An 18,608-nucleotide genomic window follows, 5' to 3' on the forward strand; every position below is an offset into this window, starting at 1 on the left:
CAACAAGCCGAGCGGATGAACCGCGCCTGTTTAAGCGTCGATGCAAAGCCTCGCTCGATTCGGCGAGCATCAGCACTGACCTTTTGGCATACAGCATATGAATCGCGCGAGACGTAATTGTACGGGTAGTCCTTCCGTTCAAGTGCCTGCCGGACCTGTTCTGGTGCTGGATGACGAACCCGCGGTCTGGCAGACGGTCTCGCTCGTGCTCACCAGGGCGGGGTTCGATGTGATCGGCTGCAACGATCCGAAGTCATTCATTGCGTTGTGCCTCGATTCCAATCCTTCTTGCGTTCTCGTCGACGTCGTTCTGAATGACACTTCGGGGTTGGAAATCCTGAGGGAACTCCGGAACCGAGGTTTTGATCGGCCCATCATCATGGTGTCCGGTTGCAGCGACGTCGTAACGGCTGTCCGCGCGATCAAGCAGGGCGCCTTTGATTTCATCGAGAAGCCATTTCGGGGCAACGACCTCGTTGCGCGGGTTGCGGCAGCTCTGAAACCTGGGGAGTCCAGGAACTCGGGGCCTGTGTTTCATTTCCCCGGACGGCCGCCGCTCACGGTTCGCGAGCGGGAAGTTCTGTCCGAGCTGATCGGCGGGAGGTCGACCAAGGAGATCGCAGACCGCATGGATCTGAGCCCACGCACCATCGAGAGCCATCGGGTCAATATCATGCAGAAGGTCGGCGCGAAAAATCCCGCCGAGCTGGTGCGCCTTGCGATTACGGCGAAGCGTTCCGGCACGTGAAGACAATTTCGACTGTACCATCGGCAGGCATGTCGAGCCGCGGTCTCTGGCACCCTGTACCAAGTCGAGCCCTGAACAGGATCGCTGCTCAAGCATGATCGCCAAGTCGTCCGGCTATCCCATTCTTGGCCGCGGATTGCTCTTGCGCCGCAATTCAATTGCCACTGTTTCCCGGTTCACGCGCGCGGAGGCGCACGCACCGGGAAAGGCTAAATACTCCGTATTGACATGGTTCCAACTCAGACGGCCTACCCTACAACTTCGGTATCATGACGGTTGTTGCCGCTTTTTCCTGCAATTTGTATTTGCTGGTTTGCCGAAAATACATGCCGATCTGCTGGCGCCAACATTTTATTTTAACGATCTGCCTCTATTTTCATCACGCCAGAAGGGCGGTGCATTGCCTCGAAGGTTTTCCAGTGTCGCGAATGACACCCTCTCGAGGGACATTGCATGCCGATGTTCGGCTCCTCACGTTATACCATCTTCGCCGCCGCAGTCGCATCGGCCGGTATTGGCGCTATCGGCTTCAGCACGATCGGTTTCGGCGCAGCCGTCATCGGTGAAAGCCGCAAGGTCGAGATCACACAGAAGGCGCCGGGCGGGCTCGACGCCCTCAAGGCCCTGTATCGCAGACCCTCGACAATCCCGTTCCCGAAAGAAAATCCGTACACGCCCGAGAAAGCCGCGCTCGGCAAGAAGCTGTATTTCGACACCCGCCTCTCGGTGACATCGGCGCAGTCCTGCGCGAGCTGCCACAGCCCCGGGTTCGGCTGGGGCGACGGGCTGGCGGTCGGCGTCGGCCACGGCATGGCGAAGCTCGGGCGTCATTCACCGACCATCGTCAACGCGGCCTGGAGCGCCATCTTCATGTGGGATGGCCGTCTTCCGACACTGGAGGAGCAGGCGCTCGGCCCGATCCAGTCCCCCGGCGAAATGAACATGAAGCTCGACGAGCTCATGCAGCGGCTTTCCGGCATTCCCGAATATAAGCCGATGTTCGAGGCCGCCTTCCCGGGCGAGGGAATCAAGGCCAAGACGCTGGGCCAGGCGATCGCGACCTATGAGCGTACCGTCGTCTCCGAACGGGCGCCGTTCGACGGCTGGATCGAGGGCGACGAGAAGGCGATCTCGGAAGATGCTAAGCGGGGCTTTGCCGTGTTCAACGGCAAGGCGCAGTGCGCGGCCTGTCACGAAGGCTGGAACTTCACCAATGAAGGTTTTCAGGACATCGGGCTGCCGAGCAGCGACGTCGGCCGTGGCGAGTACCTTCCTGGTGTCATCAAGATGAAGCACGCCTTCAAAACCCCGGGCCTTCGCGAGATCAGCCGCCGCAGCCCCTTCATGCACGACGGCTCGCTCGCAACGCTCGAAGAGGTCATCGAGCACTACGATCACGCGGGTATCGATCGACCTAGCCGCTCGGATCTCATGCGCCCTCTCGAACTGACAGCGCAGGAGAAGGCCGATCTCGTTGCGTTCCTCAAGACATTGACCAGCGAACTCGCCCCGACGGCCGTGCCGGTCCTGCCGCGCTAAATTTGAAAGGATACCCCATGCGTGCACTTGCTCTGTTCACTTGCGTCATCGTCAGCGGGCTTTCGGTAGGCGCCTATGCGGCCACCGAAGTCATCCACCAGCAGGGGCGCGTCTTCTCGGCCGAGAACATCTCGGTCAAGAAGGGCGCCGCCGTGACGTTTCTGAACGATGACACGGTGCCCCACAACATCATGTCGGCCAGCAAGGGCAACGAATTCAACCTCGGATCGCAGGCGCCCGGCACCTCGACGGACGTCAGCTTCAAGGATGCCGGCGAGGTCCTGGTAATCTGCGCCATCCATCCGCGCATGAAGATGATGGTCAAGGTAACTGACTAACGACCACGTGGCGCCGGAGATTGATGATGTCGATACGCTACAAGATATTCGGTGCCTTCAGTGTTGTGATCCTGCTGGCCTGCGGGATCGCGTTCTACGGCATACGCGCCATCGGCAATTCCGGGGACCTGGTGATCCGTCTCTACGACGGACCGCTGATGGGCATCAACCATGCGCGGGCCGCCCACGCGGCGCTGCATGAGGCCCGCCTCGTGCTCCAGCGAAACCTGCTCGCGGGCAGCTCGGGCGAACAGGTCAAGAAGTTCGAGGATCTGGTGCGCAGCAGCTTCGAAGATCTGAAAGTCGTGCGCGAACGCACCTCATCGCCGAATGTCACGAATGTCCGCGAGAAGGTCGAGGGCCAGCTCAAGGAGTGGTCCAGCGGCGCGCTGAAGATTCTCAAGTCGTCCGCCGGCGGTACAACGGAGATTCCGACCAGCTTCCTGCTCGCGCAACAGGGCGACCGGTTGATGACGTCGATCGACGATCTCGTCGAGCTTGTCGCGGCTTACGGCTATGAATATCGCACGGAGGCGGAAGCAGCGGTCAATTCGGCCCGCACCACGATGGTGTCAGTGGCGGTCGGGACGGCGCTGATCGGACTCGTCATCGCGCTCGCCTTCACTTACTCGATGAGCCGGCCGATTTCGGCCGCAGTCCGGATCGCTGAACGCGTGGCAGCCGGCAACTTCATGGACGATATATCCGTCCGTCGTCGCGACGAGCTTGGTCGGCTCCTGAAGTCTCTGGCCGTGATGCAATCCAGCCTGAAGGCCCGCGCCGATGAGGACCTGGCCTTGATCGCCGCCAAAGACCAGAGCAGCGCCGCGCAGATCGGCCGCCGGCAACGTGTGGAGGCCGAGATCGATGCGTTCCGCGCCGCCTTCAGCTCCGTGCTCAGCCACACCGACCGCATGACCGGGGAGTTGACGGCCACGGCGCAGAACCTGGCCGAGACGGCGCGCGTCGCTGGCAAACAGTCGAGCGAGGCGGCTTCGACTGCCAAAGAAACGTCGAGCAACGTCGAGACCGTTGCGACCGCCGCGAGCGAACTCGGTGAGTCCGTGCAGGCCATTAGCTCTCAGCTAGCCGACGCCTCCACAATCGTCCAGCGCGCCTCCGGTATGGCGGAGTCCGCCAACCAGACCATCGGCAGGCTTGCAAGCGCGGCACAGCAGATCGACGAAGTGGTCGGTTTCATCCGGACCATTGCCGGACAGACCAACCTGCTTGCGCTCAACGCCACCATCGAGGCCGCGCGGGCCGGCGAGGCGGGTCGGGGCTTTGCCGTCGTCGCGTCGGAGGTCAAGGCGCTTGCAACCCAGACTGCGAAGGCAACCGAGGAGATTTCGTCGCAAATCAACGAGGTGCAGTTGGCGACACGGCAGGCAGTCGACAACGTTGGAGCGATCGCCTTGATCATTGGCGACATCGACAGTTTCACAGGCCGGATCGCCGCGGCTGTCAGTCAGCAGAATGCGGCGGCGGGAGAGATCTCCAGAAGTATCGGTCAGGCCGCGACTGGTACGGCCCAGGTTGCCCGCAGCATTGCCGGAACGGCCGAAGCTACGGATAATGCCAACCATTCCGCCGACATGGTTCTGGCAACCGCCCACGATCTGTCCAGCCAGGCGGCACAGCTGCGCTCGTCGGTGGATCGCTTCCTCGCCAACGTGGCGGCTTGAGCGGTCCTTGCGTAGATTTCAGTTGGCGATCGCGGCCAGCTATTCAGCGCGGGTCTGCGCGGCAAGGCATGAACGTTTGGAACCCCCAGACGTTAGCCCGGTGGATGGCAGCCGGATGCACCATCCGGCCTGACGATGCGGCCACGGAGTTCCATTCTTGCTCAAACTGTACAGGTGGCCGTCGGACGACTGGCAGAAGATCGGCGCGCAGATGCCGTCCGAGATCATCTGGGCTGATCTTTTGGACGCGACCGCAGAAGAAAAGCAGTTCGTCGAACGATTGCTCGGGATACGCGTTCCGTCCGAGGATTCGCTCAGCGAGATCGAAGCGTCGAGCCGCCTGATCCTCGACAACGGCACGCTCTATCTCAGCTCGCCTGCGGTCCGGCTTAACGAGGACAACGAGGCCGAGATCACGCCCGTGGGATTCGTCATCGGCCCGCGCGTGCTGGTGACGGTGCGTTTCGCGCAGCTGCCGATCTTCGACGACATCGGCAAGCGCATCGGTTCCGATGACAGCCTGGAGAACGGCATGTGCGTGTTCACCAGCCTGGTCGAGGCGATGGTCGATCGCGGCGCCGATGTCCTTGAGTCTCTCGGCGCGAAGGTCGACAGGCTCTCGCGGGGCGTCTTCAAAGGCGGGCTCGTTCGCACCAAGCGGCCGGTCCGCTCCAGCCGCAGGATGCGCGAGGCGCTGGAAAACATCGGCGAGTTGGCCGATCGGCTCGCCAAGGCGCGCGATGTCCTGCTTGGTGTTGGCCGCATCGCATCATTCGCCGGCGATGTCGGCGGTGAATGGATCACTGCCGCCTCGAAGAAGCGCCTCGAAGCCGTCTCCAAGGATGTCGTCTCGCTCGGCGATTACGAGACGCGATTGTCGGACAAGATCCAGCTTCTGCTCGATGCCGTGCTCGGCTTCATCAACATCCAGCAGAACGAGCTGTTCAAGATCCTGACGATCGTCTCGGTCGTCGGCGTGCCTCCCACGATCATGGTCGGCATCTGGGGCATGAACTTCAAGCACATGCCGGAGCTGGACTGGACGTTCGGCTATCCGCTGGCGTGGCTCGCCATCATCGCCAGCGGCGTGCTGCCGCTGATCTGGTTCAAGCGGCGCGGCTGGTTCGAATGAAGCCGCGGCGCACCGTTCGAAAACGATGCGCCGCTTTTTCCGGATCAGGCGACTTCGGCGGCGAGTTTGCCGATCCAGTCGCGGGCGAGCGTCACGTCCGCTTGCGACAATTGATGGCCCGCCGGCAACACCTTGTGTTCGACCCGCGCTCCGGCTCCCGACAACAACGAGGCTAGCTTCGCGGAATTGCTCGGCGGAACGATCGGATCAGCCTGCCCTGACAGAAGCAGGACGGGCTTGCCGCCGAGCTCAGCCTTCGGCGGATCCGACAGCGGCACCATGGCGCGGAGCAGGATCGCGCCTGCCAGCACGTCCGGCTCCAGCAGCAACAGCGCGGCTGCGATGTTGGCGCCGTTGGAGAAGCCGACCGCGACCGGCGCGGCTAGGCCATATCGCTGCCGCGCCTCCGCGACGAAGCCGCCGAGTTCGTGCGCGCGGCGGCGCACGTCGTCCTCGTCGAACACGCCCTCGGCCAGGCGGCGGAAGAAACGCGGCATGCCGTGCTCGAGCACGCGGCCGCGCGGCGAGAGCAGGGCCGCGCCGGGCGAGACCATCTTGCCAAGCCCGAGCAGATCGTTCTCGTCGCCGCCGGTGCCGTGCAGCAGCAGGAGCGGAGGGGAGCCCGCGCCGGTCGCGGGCTCGAAGCGATGGACGAATGAATTCTCGGTCACGACGCCCTCTCTTCCAAATTCGGCAGAACACCCTCGATCTGCTTGCGCTGCCCTTCGAGGAAGCTCGGCAGCTTGAGGTCGCGTCCCAGCGTCGCGACGGGCTCGTCGACGGCGAAGCCGGGGATGTCGGTCGCGATCTCGAACAGCACGCCGCCAGGCTCGCGGAAGTAGATCGAGCGGAAGTAGTTGCGGTCCCTCTGCTCGGTCGGGTGCAGGCCGTGATCGCTCACGAGCCTTTGCACCATCTTCCCCTGCTCGGCGTCATCGGCCGCGCGGAAGGCGATGTGATGCACGGAGCCGCCACCTTGGTGCCCGCGCAAAAAGCCCTTGGCCTCGTAGATGTCGACGACGCTGCCTTCGACATCGCCCGGTGCCTTGAAGCGGATCACGGAGCCTTCGCGCGCCGTCTCCTTGAAGCCGAACACGTCGGTGAGGACGGCCGCCGTCTTTGCCGCGCTGTCGAGCAGCAAGGTCACCCCGTGGAAGCCGCGGATCGCATGCTCGGCCGGCACGTCGCCATTGCTCCAGCCGGGCTCGCTCTCGGCACCGGGAATGCCGACCAGCGCGAGTGCCATGCCATCAGGGTCTGTGAACGGCAGCACGGATTCGCCAAAGCGCTTCTCCAGCGCCTCGTAGGCGATGCCCTTCTCGACGAAGCGCTGCGTCCAATAGCCGAGCGAGCGTTGCGGCACGCGGAGGGCGGTCTGGTGGGTCTCGCCGACGCCGCGCCGCCCGGCTGGCACACCGGCCCAGGCAAAGAAGGTCAGGATGGTGCCGGGGCGGCCGGTCTCGTCGCCATAGTAGAAGTGATAGGTGCCGGGATCGTCGAAATTGACCGTCTTCTTGACGAAGCGCAGGCCGAGATCCCGGGTGTAGAAGCCGAAATTCCTGATCGGGTCGCCGGCGATCGCGGTCACGTGGTGCAGTCCAGACATTGTCGTCCTCCAAAGCTCGGGGAGCGGTCTTGCTCTGACCCGAAATATCGTTCCGCTTTGGATTGGAGACAATCCATGCAAATATGACGTCTATGTCTACGATTTGGAAACAATCGCCGGCGCCAGCCCATGGATAAGGTCGCCAGCCTCCGGGCCTTCGTAAAGGTGGTCGAAAGCGGCAGTTTTGCCGAGGCGGGCCGGCAGTTGCGGCTGTCACGCTCGGCGATCAGCAAATACATCGCGGACCTCGAAGAGAGCCTCGGCGTGCAGCTCCTGAACCGGACCACGCGCCATGCGAGCCCGACCGAGAATGGCCAGCGCTATTTCGAGCGCGCGGTCGTGATCCTGTCGGAGATCGAGGCCGCCGACCAGGCCGTGGCGCAAGCCCAGTCGGCGCCGCGCGGCCTGTTGCGCGTCAACGCGCCGATGTCGTTCGGTACCCTGCGGCTCGGGCCGGTGCTCGCCGATTTCATGGCGCGATATCCGGAGCTGCAGCTCCAGCTCGTGCTCAGCGACGATCTGCTCGATCCCGTCCAGGACGGTTTTGACGTGACCTTGCGGATCGCGGAATTGGAATCATCGAGTTTGATCGCGCGAAAAATCATGCCGGTGGCGCGCATGATCTGCGCTTCACCTGATTATCTCGCACGTCACGGCACACCGAAACATCCGCAGGATCTGCGCGGCCACGCCTCGCTGACCTACGGCTTCCTGCTGACGGGCAATCAGTGGAAGCTCACCGGCACCGACGGCGATCACTGGATTCAGCCGGTCTGGTCGCTCTGCGTCAACAATGCCGAAGTGCTGCGCGACGTCGCGATCAAGGGCAGGGGGCTCGCGCTGCTCCCGGAGTTCATCGCCGCCGACGCCTTGAGGAAAGGCGAACTGCGAACGGTGCTGAACGATTATTCCGCGCCGCCGCTCGCGCTCTATGCGGTCTATCCGCCGACCCGGCATCTGTCGGTGAAGGTGCGGCTGTTCATTGATTTCCTGGTTGAGCGGTTTGGCCGGGAAAACGAACCTGATGCGCGCAGACGCACTGAGGGATCAACCGGTCGATGAGATGAAGGCCGCTGGAGCTTGTTGGAGAGGAGATCGGCCCGGTGGGCCCATCGCCTTCAATAGCTGCCACTAGATTAGGCAAAAAGACTCAGTTTGCCGAAGTGTTGAGCGATGCAAGCCTGCAAATCAATCAGCCAAATGATTGATTTCAATATGCATTCCTGCACGATTGATTGCACATCTCGCCATTTTCTTTCGGGCTCCCGAAGCCAACACTTCTCGTGCTCACGGCGGAAGGCACGCAGCGAGGCGCGAAGACCACGAGGATGCCGATGCAATTGATCAATGAAGCGATATCGAATCCAAAGGTGAAGCGCGCCATCGAACTCGCGATCGGGCCGCTGCTGCTGTTCGCGTTGTGGTGGATCGCGTTCAAGGGGCAGCTGGTCAACAAGGATCTGCTGCCGTCGCCGGTCGACACGCTGCGCGACACCGCGGCCAGCATCGCCGCCGGCAAGATGACCGGCGATTTCGTCCACACCATCGCGCGCGTCGGCTATTCGACCCTGATCGCCGTGGTTGCCGGTGTCCCCATCGGTATCGTACTCGGTGCCAGGGCCGCGATCTATCGTTCGGTCGAATTCCTGGTGGACTTCTTCCGCTCCACGCCGGCGACCGCATTGTTTCCGCTGTTCCTGCTGCTCTTCGGCCTTGGCGATTTTGCCAAGATTGCAGTCGCCGCTTTCGCCGCCTGGCTCGTTATTATCTTCAACGTCGCCTACGGCGTGATGAATGCTCGTCAGACCCGCATCCTCGCAGCGCGCTCAATGGGGGCGTCGTCGCTCCGCATTTTCAAGGACGTTATCTTCTACGAAACCTTGCCGCAGACCTTCATCGGCCTGCGTACCGCGGTGTCGCTTGCGCTGGTCGTGATTATCGTCGCCGAGATGTTCATAGGCGCGACCGATGGCATCGGTCACCGCATCATCGACGCGCAGATCTCGTACTCGCTCACTGACATGTACGGCTCCATTCTGATCGCAGGCGCGATGGGATACGGGCTCAACCTCGTGCTTCTGACGATCGAACGTTCGCTCATTCACTGGTCCGGCAAATAGACCGCCTAATCAAAACGAAGAGGCCATCATGCAGATGAAGAGATTCCTTGGAGCATTCGCAGCTTCCACGTTCCTGCTCGGCGTGACCGGCGCACATGCGGCCTGCGAAAAGACCGAGAAGGTGACGGCGGTCTGGTTGCCGATCATGCAGACCACCGCCTATTACGTCGCGCTCGAAGAGAAGCTGTTCGAGAAGGCCTGCATCGAGATTGTTTCCACCAAGATGGAAGCGCCGAACCAGATCATCGACGCGCTGATCGCGGAGCGCGCGGACTTCGGTCCGCCCGGCGCGGCGGCCGGCATCGCGATGATCGCGGAGGCCAAATTTCCCGGCAAGCTGAAGGTGTTCGGGCTGCAGGGCGGGGGCATCGCCGTTGATCGCATCAATGACGGCCTGATCGTCAAGCCTGACAGCCCGATCAAGAGCTTTGCCGACTTGAAGGGGAAATCGCTCGGTCACGTTCCGGGGATTCAGTGGCGCACCATCTCCCGCCACATGGTCCGATCGGCGGGCCTCGATCCCGACACCGACGTCAAGCTGGTCGATCTCGCGGTCGCCATGCAGATTCCTGCCGTGGTCGGCGGCACGGTCGATGCGACGCTGTCGCTCGAGCCGGTCGGATCGATCGCCGTCGCTTCGGGCAAGGCGGCCCGCGCCATGACCAATCCGGTCGCGCGCGTGATTGCGGATCCGTTCTATTCCGGAGCTTCGCTCATGACCACGAAGTTCTTGAAAGAGCGGCCTGACGCGGCGCGCAAGGTGGTGGCCGTCCTCGACGAGGCGACCGACCTCGTCAACGCCAATTTCGCAAAGTACAAGCCGATCCTCACCAAATACACACCCACCAAGGAAGATCAGCTCGACTTTCTGGCGCAGCCCCTTCTACGCGGTTTCAAGGACCTCAACGAGACCGACATGAGGTCGTACCAGGCGTTGGTCGACATCTTCATCAAGGAAGGCGTGGTGGCAGGCCCAATCAACGTCAAGGACAAGATCCTTGCCAAGTCCGATCTCGGAAACTGAGTGGACATTCCGATGGGGAAAGTGACCGCGATCCGCAGCGTGGGCCAGCCAGAAACCGAGGGCCCGTCGCCGGTCCTGTCGCGCAAACCGCGGCAGGCCTATGTGACCGTGCGTGGACTGAGCAAGAGCTTTCAGGGCACGACGATCTACGACGACTTCTCGATCGACCTTCCGATGGGAAAGTTCATCTCGGTATTCGGCCCGAACGGCTGCGGCAAGAGCACCTTCATCAACATGATCTCCGGCCTGATGCCAATGGACGCGGGTGAGGTGCTTTACGACGGCCAGACCATCCGCGACACCAGGATATCGTACGTCTTCCAGAACTACAGAGAGGCGCTGTTTCCCTGGATGCGCGCGATCGACAACATCCATTATCCCCTGAAAGTGATCGGGGTGGACCGCAAGGAGCGCCGCCAGCGTGTCGAAAAGCTGCTCGCCGATTTCGACGTGCCGTTCGACCTCAACGCCTATCCCTACACGCTATCCGGAGGCCAGCAGCAGACGGTTTCGATCCTGCGCGCGCTGGTGACGGAACCCGAGGTGCTATTCCTCGACGAGCCTTTCTCTGCGCTGGATTACGAGATGACGCTGTTCATGCGCGAACGGCTCCAGCACATCTTCATGAAGCTGAAAACGACGATGCTGCTCGTATCGCACGATCTCGAGGAGGCCATACAGCTCGCTGACGAGGTCGTGCTGCTGACGCGTCGGCCGACGCGAGTGGCGGAAGTTGTTCCGGTGGATCTGCCTTGGCCGCGCGACCTCGACGTCACCACCGGCGAGGGATTCATCAAGCTGAAACGCCATTGCCTCGACCGCTTCTGGCGGGAAGTCAAACGGGACTAATTCGATCAATCTTCGAAAGATGGAGACCAACATGACGAAGCGCCGTTTCCGCGCTGCCGCCGTCCAGACGCTCGCCCGCTTGGGAGACTTTGACCACAACATCGCGTTGGCGACGCAATACGTCGAGGATGCGGTGAGGCAGGGAGCCGAGCTGGTGGTGTTCCCCGAATGCATGGACACCGGTTACCTCTTCGACTCGGTCGAGCATTGCCGTGAACTCGCCGAGACCATGAAGGACGGCCCGTTCGTGACGGCGTTGTCCGCGCTCGCCAAAAAGCACCGCATCTACATCGCCAGCGGCGTCACCGAGTGGGATCCGGACAAGGAGAAGATATTCAATACCGGCATCATGTTCGGCCGAAACGGCGAGACCGTCTGTCATTACCACAAGCAGTTCCTTGCCACGCACGATCAGAATTGGTTTGCGTTCGGCGAGCGCGGCTGCCCGGTGGTGGATACCGACCTCGGAAAGATAGGCCTGTTGATTTGCTTTGACGGACGCATTCCCGAGATCTTCCGCTCGATGGCGCTGCAGGGTGCCGAAGTAATCGTCGACATGGCGAATTTCTTCAGCATGGACCAGGCGGACATGTGGGGCCCGGCGCGCAGCTACGAGAACGGCCTGTGGCTCGTGGCCGCCACCAAGGCCGGCTATGAGCGGTCGATCTACTATCCCGGCGGCAGCATGATCGTCGATCCCAAAGGACGCGTGCTGTCGAAGGTGCCGTACGATACGCACGGTATGGCCGTCGCCGATATCGATCTCGACGCCGCGAACGACAAATCGATCTATTCGGCGAACGACAAGATCGCTGATCGCCGCCCCGAGACTTACGGCCTGATGGCGCTGCCTTATGAGAAGACGCCGGTCTACAGGATCGCGGAGCAGCCGCTGATCCCGGCGAAATCCGTTGCCAAGGTCGCGGCCGTGCAGATGCACGTCACCAAGGACAGTCCGGCCGAAGACGTGTTCGATATGGTCGATCACGCGGCCAAGCTCGGCATCAAGGTCCTCACGCTGCCGGAATACGCATTCTGTCCGACCGCCATTCCGAACGCGGCGGAGGCCGCGGTGCTGGCCGATCAAACGCCGACTTTGCTGGCGAGGATGGCCGCGATCTCGTCCCGCTACCACTGCCTGATCGCACTCCCTACGGTGGAGCGCGCCGCAGCCGGACTGTACGTGACGACGTTCCTGATCGGGCCGGACGGGAAGGACGCTGGGAAGTACCGCAAGACCCATCTGACAGCCGAGGAGCGGAAATGGGCAAGGGCGGGCGATGAATATCCGGTGTTCGAGACGCCATTCGGCCGCATCGGCATCATGTCCGGCTATGACGCGGTATTCCCGGAGGTCTCGCGCTGCCTCGGCATCGCGGCTGCCGATATCATCTTGTGGCCAGCCTCGCTGCGCGAGCCGTTCGAACGCGAACTGCTGGCCGTTCCGAGGGCCGAGGACAATCGCGTAGCGGTGGTGCTGGCGAACCGCGTCGATTCGCCCTATCCGGGCGGCAGCCTCGTGATCCCGCCGACGGGATTTCCGCTCTGGGACATCAACGTCGTAGCGCCGCGCGTTCTCAAGCTCGGCGCTGTCATGCCCAAGCACATCGATCTCGCGGTCTGCCGGCAGAAGCTGATGATCCCGAAGGTCGACATGTTCGCGAACCGGCTGGTCGAGACCTACGCCCCGATCATCGCCGCCTGACGGTTGCGGTACCGGCCGATATGCCCGAAAGTGGCGAGTGTTAGATGCCAAAGCTCGCGAACGAGAATATCAGGACGGCCGAGGTGGCAAAGGCTGCGCGAACTCTGCGTTACAATTGGGACGACGTCATCTTCTTCCTGGAGGTTGCGCGCACCCGCAATCTCGTTCGCGCGGGCCAGAAGTTGAAGGTCGACCACACGACCGTCAGCCGTCGGGTGAGAGAACTCGAACGCAGCCTCAACACCACGCTGTTCAAGCGCAGCAAGGCAGGCTTCGCCCTGACCGAAGCGGGTGTGCGGCTGCTCCAGTTTGCCGAAGGCATGGAGAACAACGCCAACGCCATCATCGAGACCGTGGTCGGTTCCGAGAACGCGGACGCCGCCGGAGCAGTGCGAATTGCGGCCATGGAAGGCATCGGCAGCATGTACCTGACGAGATGCATGGCCGCCTTCAGCAAGGCGTGGCCCTCGATCCAGGTCGAGTTAATCACCGATACCCGCCTCCTCGATATGACGCGGCGCGAGGCCGACATCTTCATCAGCTTCTTCAAGCCAAAGGGAAGGCGACTCTCGGTGAAGAAGATCGGCGAGTTCAGGAGCTTTCTCTACGCTTCCAGCGGTTACCTGCATCGCGCACAGGCACCTTCCGACCTGAAGGACCTCGACAATCACGACTTCGTCGATTTCATTGACGAGCACATCCACATCAAGGAGAACCGCTGGCTGTCCGACATCCTGCGGCCGGCCCACGTCGTCTTCCGCAGTACCAGCCTGGTCTCACAATATGTGGCCGCATCGAACGGGCTCGGCATCGCCATGCTGCCGTCCTACGTAGCCGCCCACAACAAGGATCTGCACCCGATCCTGCCCAGCTATTTTTCCGTCCGCGACATCTGGTTATCCGTCCACGAGGACCTGCTGCACATCTCCCGCATCAAGGCTTTGATGGGGTTCCTCGAGAAACGCGTCGCGGCAGATGTCGATTTCCTGATGTCGGCGAGCCATCACGCCTAGGCATAAGGCCCGTTGCCCGAAGCGCTAGTGACCGAACGCTGCTCCGCCGGCCGGAGCAGATCGTCCAGCGCGCTCATCGAGGCCTCTCGAAGCACGGCAAGCTCGCGGGCGGCGCTCTGGGATTCGGGAGAGGACATCGAGGCTGCTGCCAGCTCGACCTCGCGGCTGCGCTCGAACAGGCGGACGAGGCCGAGCGCACTCGCGCCGCTACCGAGTTGGTGTGCGGATCGCGCGAGCTGCGCGGGATCGCCAATCACTGCTGCCTTGGCGATGTCCTCGATCAGTTTTTCGCTCGTCTCTTCCAGCAGGTCGTGGAGTTTTGCGATCTGCGCTGCGCCCAGCAGCTCCTTCTGGTCATCGAGGAAATGCCGGTCGATCAAGGCGCCTGCCGCGAGCCGCGGCGCGGCGGGCTGGTTCTGGGCATCGTCCTCGATCGCCTCGCGCAGCGCGTTGATCAGGATCGGCTTGCTGACGATCCTGGCAATGCCTGCCCCCGCGAGCCGCTCGCGGGCGCGGCGCGACATGTCGGCGGTTACCGCGATGATGCGCGGCATGGTCGGCAGACCGAGCGTTCGAATCCGCGATGCCGCCTCGACGCCGTCCATGTCGGGCATGTGCAGATCCATCAGAATGATGTCGAAGGCTTGATCGCGGGCGAGTGCGATGGCCGACGCGCCGTTCGTGGCGATGGTGGCGTGGTGGCCGAGCCTCTTCAACATCGCTTCGCCGACCTCGCAATTGACGGGGTCGTCGTCGACCAGCAGCACGCGAAGCTGCCGCGATGGCGGCTGAACCGCGCCTTGCACGATGCCGTTCGCGGCGAGGCCAAGCGGTATCTCAAGCATGAACGAGCTGCCCGTACCCGGCGTGCTCGCCACGGTCAACTCGCCGCGCATCAGGCGGGTGAGGCGCCGCGCGATCGCGAGGCCCAGGCCGGTGCCGCCGAACCGCCGCGCGATGCTGTCGTCAGCCTGGACGAAATCTTCGAAAATCCGCTCGTGCATGTCGGGCGCGATGCCGATGCCGGTATCGCGAACGGTGATGCGCAGCAGCACATGATCGTCATGTTCCTCGGCGGCCGCGCTCAAGCCGATGCCGCCGCGCGGGGTGAACTTGATCGCGTTGCCGATCAGATTGAGCAGAATGCGATTGAGACGCACCGGATCGCCGTGCACGGAGGTATTGATCGTCGCATCGCAGGCGAGATCGAAGGAGAGACCCTTGTGAGAGGCCTGCGGACGCATCAGATCGGCCGCCGTTTCGACGAGCTGGTCGAGGCGGAAATCGCGGGTCTCCAGAGTCTCGGCGCTGGCCTCCAGGCGCGCATATTCGAGGATGCCGTCGACCAGCGCGATCAACGTTTCGCCCGACGCGGCCGCGGTCGTGAGGTGGCGCCGCTGCGCTTCGCCGAGGCTGCCGTCGTCGAGCAGTTGCAGCACCCCCATGACACCGTTCAGCGGCGTGCGCAGCTCGTGGCTGACGACCGCGAGAAAGCGCGATTTGGTCTCGTTGGCCGCGACCGCCGCGCTGCGCGCGCGCTCGGCGGCATCGTGCTCGGCAAGGGCCTGGTCACGGGTCTTTTCCAGTTCGGAGGTGCGCTCGATCACCTTGCGCTCGAGCGTCGCATAGGATTCGCGCAAGTGAGCGGCCATCCGGTTGAACTGATCGCCGAGCGCCTCCAGCTCGTCACCGGTCTTGATCGCGAGCCGCAGGCCGAGGTCGCCGCTGCCGATCCGCCGCGCGCCCTGCGTCAGGATCTGGATCGGCACGGTCATGCGCCGGCTCAGAAAGAGAGAGACCAGCACCGCACATGCCAGCAGGATGACCAGGAGAAAAGTCGAGCGTCCGATCGACGCGTAGATCGGCGCATAGGCTTCGGTGAGCGGCAGCTCGACGAATACCAGCCAGCCCAGCGAGGGGACCGTCGCATAGGTCGACAGCACGCGTTGACCGGACAGATCCTCCTTGACCAGGCCGCCGGAGGGCGGCCCGACGCCATCGAGCGCGGCGCGGACGTCGGCATGGCCGGAGAGATCGCTGCGACGCAGTGCCGGCCACAAATCGGGATGCGCGATCAACAACCCCATCCGATCGACCACATAGGCCTTGCCGGTGTTGCCGACCCGGATCCCGGCGACGAGGTCCCAGATGAAGCGAAGATTGACCTCGGCGACAATCACATCCGGCGTCAGGCCGGTTCCGCGCGTGGCGAGCGTCATGAACGGCTCGGTGTCGCCGAGGAAGTAGACCGGCCCGTAATAGGCGCGGCTTTCATTGGCGCCGCGGAAGGCCTGCGAAGCGGAGAGGTCGGCCTTGCTGCCGATCCTGTCCGCGACACGGCGCGACACGCGCACCTGCTCGCGGCCTTGGGCGTCGAGCTCGGCGATTTCCGCGATCGCCGGCGAGAGGCGCAGGAGGCGGATGGCGTTCAGCCGCTGGTCCTCGTTCGTGGACAGTTCCGGGGGCAGGCGCGAGAGCCATCTGATCTGGTTTTCGATCTGGCCAATGAACTGGCCGATCTGGATGGCGGCGCTTGCTGCCTGCTCGCGCTGGGTCGCCGCCAGTAGTTGCTTCTGCTCGCGATAGGAGAACCAGACGTCGAAGCCGGTGTTGATGGCGAGCGCGGCGAAAGCGAGCGCGACGATCGAGTAGAGGTATTTGCGGAACAGCCGGCCGGGAGGTGGCCGCAAATCTCCCCGGTCGATCGTCTCGTTCACTCGCGGATCTCGTCGGCGCGCGCGAGCAGCGTGAATGGTATGGTCAAATCCAGCGTGCGGGCGACCGTGCGGTTGATCAGGAGTTCGTATTTCCGCGGCGATTGCACCGGCAGATCGCCGGCCTTGGTGCCGCGCAGGATGAGATCGACATAGTCAGCCGAGCGCACTTCGAGCGTCGGCCCGTAGCTCATCAGGCCGCCCGCATCCATGAAATAATAGAACGGGTAAATCGTGGGCACGCGATATTTGGCCGCCGCGGCCACCGCAGCCTGCCGGTGGACCACCAGGAAGCTATCGACCAGCGCAATCATCGCCGCCTTGGGCGGTTCGGAGAAGGGCCTGACGGCTTCGTCGATCTCGGTTGGCGCGCTGACGGGGGCGGGGACCACAGACACGCCGGCCAGTGCTGCCTCTTGCTCGATGGAATCGAGGAAGAAGCGGCCGCCGCGAGGCGTGGTCGCCGGGTTGTACAGGATACCGACGCGCGCAAGATCCGGCACCGCCTCCCGGATGAGCTGAAGCCATTTGCCGCCCATCTCGGCGCTGCTGTTGGTGAAGCCGGTCACGTTGCCGCCGGGATGGGCGAGGCTTTCGACGAAGCCGTTGCCGACGGGATCGTTGGCGGTCGCGAACACGATCGGGATGGTTTTGGTGGCCGCCAGGACTGCTGCGGTTTCGACCGTCGAGCCGGTCAGGATCACATCCGGCTTGAGCGCCAGCAATTCCTGGACCGCGGTTTTCAGTCTGTCCGGCGCGCCGAAGGTCGAACGGAGTTCGAGGCGGAAATTGACGCCTTCGACCCAGCCTCGCTGCCTCAAGCCCACGATGAGGCCACCCAGGCGGGAGGTCGGGCTGTCGATCATGCTCCTTCTGGTCAGTTCGTCGTCGAGCGGCAACGCCGTCAGCGATGCCACGATCCTCACGCGATCAGATGTTGCGCCGAGCGCCAGCCATCCTGCGGCGGTTGTGCCCGCAAGGCGAATGAACCCGCGGCGATCGACCGCGAGCGCGGAAGGCCGTTCGGTCATGAAAGTCTTTGCATGATGCTTTGCCCCAAGCCGATGCTTAGCGCGAACGGCCGGCATCCACAATTGATGAAAAATTGCGTTTGTGACTGCTCATTCGCAGCGTTTGGCAGCCCGATACCGTATTCCTACGCCGCCAAAGAGTCGCTGTTCGAACCTTGCCTCCTCCGTGACACCTTGTAACGCACTGCGGCGTTGCAACATTTTCCGTCTCGGTCGTGATGACGGTTCGGGGAGGCCGATTTCGTAGCTGCTGATTTTTGAAGCGTTGTTTCAAATTTTTTCGAAGGTTTTCGATGCGCAAGATCTATCTCGTTCCGGCCCTCGTCGGCCTGCTCACCTCCGTTTCAGCGGGCCCCCTTGCGGCCCAGGGCGCCGTGCCAAAGCAGAAAGCTGCGACGGCACCGAGAGCCGCCGCCGGTGCCGCTCCCGCAGCAGCCGGGACGCCGGTCGCTGCCGGCGCGACGTCGGCGGCCGCGGCCGAGACAGCGGCCCCGGACGACAAGTCCAAGGCGATCGACTCCAAGGCGATCGACGGCTTCCGCTCGGCCAAGTTCGGGATGAACGAGGCCGACGTGCGCGCGGCGATAGCCAAGGATTTCGGCGCGAAGCCCGACGCCGCCAGGGCGCAGGACAATGCATCCGAGCTGACGCACAGCCTGCTCTATTCGGCGCCCGAGCTGCTGCCGAACGGCGGCACCGCGGAACTCTCCTACGTGTTCGGCTACAAGTCGAAGTCTCTGATCCAGGTCGGCGCGGTCTGGTCGAAGGGCACCGACGCGGCGATCACGCCGGAGAAGCTGTTCTCCAACGCCAACATCCTGCGCGCCCATTTCCTCAGCGAGGGCTTCAAGCCCGACTCCATCGCGGTCAACATGCCCGTCAACGGCGGCATCGTGATGTTCCGCGGCAGCGACGCCAAGGACCGCTCGGTCATTTTGCTTCTCCAGGGCACGTTCGAGAACAAGGACAACAACCAGCGAGTGCTGACGCCGACCAGCCTGCTGCTGTTCTACGTGGCCGACGCCAAGAGCCCCGACATCTTCAAGCTGCCGCCCGGCCAGTTCTGATGCGGCGCTGCCACGACATTCTCCCACCCGGTTGTGG

The 18,608-nt window shown here is 63.0% G+C and carries 16 protein-coding genes; 12 read left to right on the forward strand and 4 right to left on the reverse strand.

The features are described 5' to 3' along the window. Window positions 1–163 precede the first annotated feature (163 nt). The 5 genes from IVB41_RS17270 to IVB41_RS17290 all read left to right on the forward strand — a co-directional run bounded on the left by IVB41_RS17270 (window position 164) and on the right by IVB41_RS17290 (window position 5,442). A complete protein-coding gene (locus IVB41_RS17270) occupies window positions 164–748 on the forward strand; it encodes a response regulator (RefSeq protein WP_247433127.1) in 585 nt (194 codons plus the stop codon). 453 nt (window positions 749–1,201) lie between these two features. Beyond that, complete coding sequence (locus IVB41_RS17275; protein WP_247288959.1) at window positions 1,202–2,287, forward strand: cytochrome-c peroxidase; 1,086 nt, start codon at window positions 1,202–1,204, stop codon at window positions 2,285–2,287. 17 nt (window positions 2,288–2,304) lie between these two features. Continuing rightward, window positions 2,305–2,625 (forward strand): plastocyanin/azurin family copper-binding protein, encoded by a 321-nt coding sequence (locus IVB41_RS17280; protein WP_027569212.1) that lies wholly within the window; start codon window positions 2,305–2,307, stop codon window positions 2,623–2,625. 65 nt (window positions 2,626–2,690) lie between these two features. Continuing rightward, a complete protein-coding gene (locus IVB41_RS17285) occupies window positions 2,691–4,310 on the forward strand; it encodes a methyl-accepting chemotaxis protein (RefSeq protein WP_247433129.1) in 1,620 nt (539 codons plus the stop codon). A 157-nt stretch (window positions 4,311–4,467) separates the two neighbouring features. Next, window positions 4,468–5,442, forward strand: coding sequence for a magnesium transporter CorA family protein (locus IVB41_RS17290; protein WP_247433134.1), 975 nt, complete (start codon window positions 4,468–4,470; stop codon window positions 5,440–5,442). Between the two features lie 44 nt (window positions 5,443–5,486). Here IVB41_RS17290 and IVB41_RS17295 read toward each other — a convergent pair whose 3' ends face one another. After that, a complete protein-coding gene (locus tag IVB41_RS17295; protein ID WP_247433137.1) occupies window positions 5,487–6,113 on the reverse strand; it encodes an alpha/beta hydrolase in 627 nt (208 codons plus the stop codon). Further along, entirely contained in the window at window positions 6,110–7,048 is a 939-nt protein-coding gene (locus IVB41_RS17300; RefSeq protein WP_247433139.1) for a ring-cleaving dioxygenase, read from the reverse strand. The genes IVB41_RS17295 and IVB41_RS17300 overlap by 4 nt, the downstream gene beginning before the upstream one ends. A 129-nt stretch (window positions 7,049–7,177) precedes the next feature. Between IVB41_RS17300 and IVB41_RS17305 the strand changes: the two genes are divergently transcribed. The 6 genes from IVB41_RS17305 to IVB41_RS17330 all read left to right on the forward strand — a co-directional run bounded on the left by IVB41_RS17305 (window position 7,178) and on the right by IVB41_RS17330 (window position 13,759). Next, the gene (locus IVB41_RS17305) at window positions 7,178–8,110 is read left to right on the forward strand and encodes a LysR family transcriptional regulator (protein WP_247433143.1); all 933 of its coding nucleotides are present in this window, start codon (window positions 7,178–7,180) and stop codon (window positions 8,108–8,110) included. 272 nt (window positions 8,111–8,382) lie between these two features. Then, on the forward strand, window positions 8,383–9,168 hold the full coding sequence (locus IVB41_RS17310) for an ABC transporter permease (protein WP_027569218.1): 786 nt from the start codon (window positions 8,383–8,385) through the stop codon (window positions 9,166–9,168). A 28-nt stretch (window positions 9,169–9,196) separates the two neighbouring features. Then, window positions 9,197–10,192, forward strand: a complete 996-nt coding sequence (locus IVB41_RS17315) for an ABC transporter substrate-binding protein (RefSeq protein WP_245287845.1) — start codon at window positions 9,197–9,199, stop codon at window positions 10,190–10,192. Window positions 10,193–10,204: 12 nt separating this feature from the next. After that, window positions 10,205–11,041 (forward strand): ABC transporter ATP-binding protein, encoded by an 837-nt coding sequence (locus IVB41_RS17320; RefSeq protein WP_247433148.1) that lies wholly within the window; start codon window positions 10,205–10,207, stop codon window positions 11,039–11,041. A 31-nt stretch (window positions 11,042–11,072) separates the two neighbouring features. Then, complete coding sequence (locus tag IVB41_RS17325; protein WP_247433151.1) at window positions 11,073–12,746, forward strand: carbon-nitrogen hydrolase family protein; 1,674 nt, start codon at window positions 11,073–11,075, stop codon at window positions 12,744–12,746. A 44-nt stretch (window positions 12,747–12,790) separates the two neighbouring features. Next, on the forward strand, window positions 12,791–13,759 hold the full coding sequence (locus IVB41_RS17330) for a LysR family transcriptional regulator (RefSeq protein ID WP_247433154.1): 969 nt from the start codon (window positions 12,791–12,793) through the stop codon (window positions 13,757–13,759). On the opposite strand, the gene IVB41_RS17335 is transcribed toward IVB41_RS17330, so the two are convergent. Together IVB41_RS17335 and IVB41_RS17340 are read right to left on the reverse strand one after the other, a co-directional pair. Then, on the reverse strand, window positions 13,756–16,476 hold the full coding sequence (locus IVB41_RS17335) for a hybrid sensor histidine kinase/response regulator (RefSeq protein ID WP_247433157.1): 2,721 nt from the start codon (window positions 16,474–16,476) through the stop codon (window positions 13,756–13,758). The two genes, IVB41_RS17330 and IVB41_RS17335, sit on opposite strands and share 4 nt — an antisense overlap. Beyond that, window positions 16,473–17,504 (reverse strand): ABC transporter substrate-binding protein, encoded by a 1,032-nt coding sequence (locus IVB41_RS17340; RefSeq protein WP_027569223.1) that lies wholly within the window; start codon window positions 17,502–17,504, stop codon window positions 16,473–16,475. The genes IVB41_RS17335 and IVB41_RS17340 overlap by 4 nt, the downstream gene beginning before the upstream one ends. 293 nt (window positions 17,505–17,797) lie before the next feature. Here IVB41_RS17340 and IVB41_RS17345 point away from each other — a divergent pair, with 293 nt between their 5' ends. Beyond that, on the forward strand, window positions 17,798–18,571 hold the full coding sequence (locus IVB41_RS17345) for a hypothetical protein (RefSeq protein ID WP_247433160.1): 774 nt from the start codon (window positions 17,798–17,800) through the stop codon (window positions 18,569–18,571). The last annotated feature ends 37 nt before the right edge of the window (window positions 18,572–18,608 follow it).

Origin of the sequence: Bradyrhizobium sp. 44 (assembly GCF_023073095.1) — a bacterium.
GTDB lineage: Bacteria > Pseudomonadota > Alphaproteobacteria > Rhizobiales > Xanthobacteraceae > Bradyrhizobium.

Coding starts and splice junctions, on each gene's coding strand:
- IVB41_RS17275 (WP_247288959.1), top strand. CDS start 1,202: ATGCCGATGTTCGGCTCCTCACGTTATACCATCTTCGCCGCCGCAGTC.
- IVB41_RS17280 (WP_027569212.1), top strand. CDS start 2,305: ATGCGTGCACTTGCTCTGTTCACTTGCGTCATCGTCAGCGGGCTTTCG.
- IVB41_RS17300 (WP_247433139.1), bottom strand. CDS start 7,048: ATGTCTGGACTGCACCACGTGACCGCGATCGCCGGCGACCCGATCAGG.
- IVB41_RS17305 (WP_247433143.1), top strand. CDS start 7,178: ATGGATAAGGTCGCCAGCCTCCGGGCCTTCGTAAAGGTGGTCGAAAGC.
- IVB41_RS17310 (WP_027569218.1), top strand. CDS start 8,383: ATGCAATTGATCAATGAAGCGATATCGAATCCAAAGGTGAAGCGCGCC.
- IVB41_RS17315 (WP_245287845.1), top strand. CDS start 9,197: ATGCAGATGAAGAGATTCCTTGGAGCATTCGCAGCTTCCACGTTCCTG.
- IVB41_RS17320 (WP_247433148.1), top strand. CDS start 10,205: ATGGGGAAAGTGACCGCGATCCGCAGCGTGGGCCAGCCAGAAACCGAG.
- IVB41_RS17325 (WP_247433151.1), top strand. CDS start 11,073: ATGACGAAGCGCCGTTTCCGCGCTGCCGCCGTCCAGACGCTCGCCCGC.
- IVB41_RS17330 (WP_247433154.1), top strand. CDS start 12,791: ATGCCAAAGCTCGCGAACGAGAATATCAGGACGGCCGAGGTGGCAAAG.
- IVB41_RS17340 (WP_027569223.1), bottom strand. CDS start 17,504: ATGACCGAACGGCCTTCCGCGCTCGCGGTCGATCGCCGCGGGTTCATT.
- IVB41_RS17345 (WP_247433160.1), top strand. CDS start 17,798: ATGCGCAAGATCTATCTCGTTCCGGCCCTCGTCGGCCTGCTCACCTCC.